Below are 1,646 nucleotides of genomic sequence, written 5' to 3'. Positions count from 1 at the left end.
ACTGTCCCAAATAGTGGTGCTCAAGGTAAAGCCTAACAAGGCGTTCAAACGGACAAAAAACAGTTGGCTGTTTCACTCCGTTCACAATTTTAGCCAACAATTTTTTGCCGCTTAACGTGGCGTTAGGTTTTCAACATGGAATTGGCGCAAATCAACGATTATCTTTCTAAATTAGAAGGTTTCGCAGACATAGAAAGTATTAATGCTAATAAAGTTGATGTTACAGGATCTCTATTAATTAAATTTAATGGTGATACAGGTAGTAAAGATAAGGGTGAAATTGAAATAGAATTCTATAAAGTTGAAGCTATGTGTATTTCATTTAGACTTTTAGCTCCTGTAAAATTAGAACTAGCTAACGATTTAGCAGCTAGTACATTGGATGCAAACTATATCGAAAACGGTTTGAATTTCTATCAGCTTACAGATGATGTCGGTTCTAAATGGTGGATTTATGCTAAAGGAATAAAGGTAAAGTTATTACCTATATTTTACGGCTAAGAAAAACCTAACAAGGCGTTCAAACGGACAAAAAACAGTTGGCTGTTTCACTTCGTTCACAATTTTAGCCAACAATTTTTTGCCGCTTAACGTGGCGTTAGGGTTACAGAAATATATGGAAGCATCGTTCGACGTAAATGGAAAAAAGTTTGAAGTTGATTTTTCATTATTTGGTGCTGAAAAGTACTATTACGACGGCACTCTTTTGAAAAAACGTAGAAGTTTTAAATTCAATGACCGTTTAGTATTTGATACTGAGGAAGGTAAAATTGAAATAGTTGTATCGCTTTCTACTGAAAACTGGTCAACGCAAGCATTTATTAATGATAGATTAATTGTAGACGAGCTGTTTCCTGAAATTAAAAAAAAGATTGAAGACAGAAAAAATTCTAATGGAGTAAGTCAATTGAGTATGTTTAAAAAAGTTATTTTATGGTGCGTTCTAACTATTGTTTTTATAGCTATATTTCAGTGGGCTAAGTAACCCTAACAAGCCACTCAAGCAGGACAAATAACAGTTGGTTTTGTTCGCTTCGCTCTCTATTATAACCAACTATCATTTGCCTCTTAGTGGGGCGTTATAAGTACTTCAAGGATTGAGTCTGTGTTCAAGAATAAATGGAAATTATCATTTTTTATTTCTCTTCTATTGCTCATCACATCAAACTTATTTTGGTTTTACGCTGTTACTGATCAAGCAGTAAGTTATTCCTATTTATCGGACTCAAATGATGATGCAAATGATTCTATTAAAGCTTTGGGTGGGTTAATCGTAAAAGGTGCGCAACAATATAATCAAAATGATATTTTGCACTTGCTTCGTCAAGCAAACCCCAACGATTTTATCGTTGTAGAGGGTAATAAAATAATAGCTAATTCTTCGACTTTTATCTTTAAAAACGGTAAGTTAATTAGTGTGGAGTAATGTACTTATAACAAGTCATTAAAGCAGGAAAATTTACAGTTGGCTGTTTTCACTGCGTTCAACATTTTAGCCAACTATAAATTTCCTCTTAATGAGGCGTTAGGCTTACCAAAATCTTGGAGATAAATTTAAGGTGAGGAGATTAGTTTTAGCTGTTTGTGCAATATTCCTATTTCCTGTTATTGTCCGAGGAGCTATTAGTTTTTTCCACCCTAAAGGT

General features: G+C 33.8%; 3 protein-coding genes. All 3 read left to right on the top strand.

Annotated features, from left to right (window positions below):
• Positions 1-135 precede the first annotated feature (135 nt).
• The 3 genes from H4J62_RS19880 (at position 136) to H4J62_RS19870 (ending at position 1,426) form a co-directional block, all read left to right on the top strand.
• Entirely contained in the window at positions 136-501 is a 366-nt protein-coding gene (locus H4J62_RS19880) for a hypothetical protein (protein ID WP_182218748.1), read from the top strand.
• Positions 502-592: 91 nt separating this feature from the next.
• Entirely contained in the window at positions 593-985 is a 393-nt protein-coding gene (locus H4J62_RS19875; protein WP_182218746.1) for a hypothetical protein, read from the top strand.
• A gap of 120 nt (positions 986-1,105) precedes the next feature.
• Entirely contained in the window at positions 1,106-1,426 is a 321-nt protein-coding gene (locus tag H4J62_RS19870) for an Imm58 family immunity protein (protein WP_182218744.1), read from the top strand.
• Positions 1,427-1,646 lie beyond the last annotated feature (220 nt).

Origin of the sequence: Colwellia sp. BRX8-5 (assembly GCF_014077325.1) — a bacterium.
In the GTDB taxonomy this organism is placed as follows: domain Bacteria; phylum Pseudomonadota; class Gammaproteobacteria; order Enterobacterales; family Alteromonadaceae; genus Colwellia_A.
The sequence above is the reverse complement of the archived record's forward strand: the minus strand, read 5'-3'. Positions and strand labels throughout refer to the sequence as shown.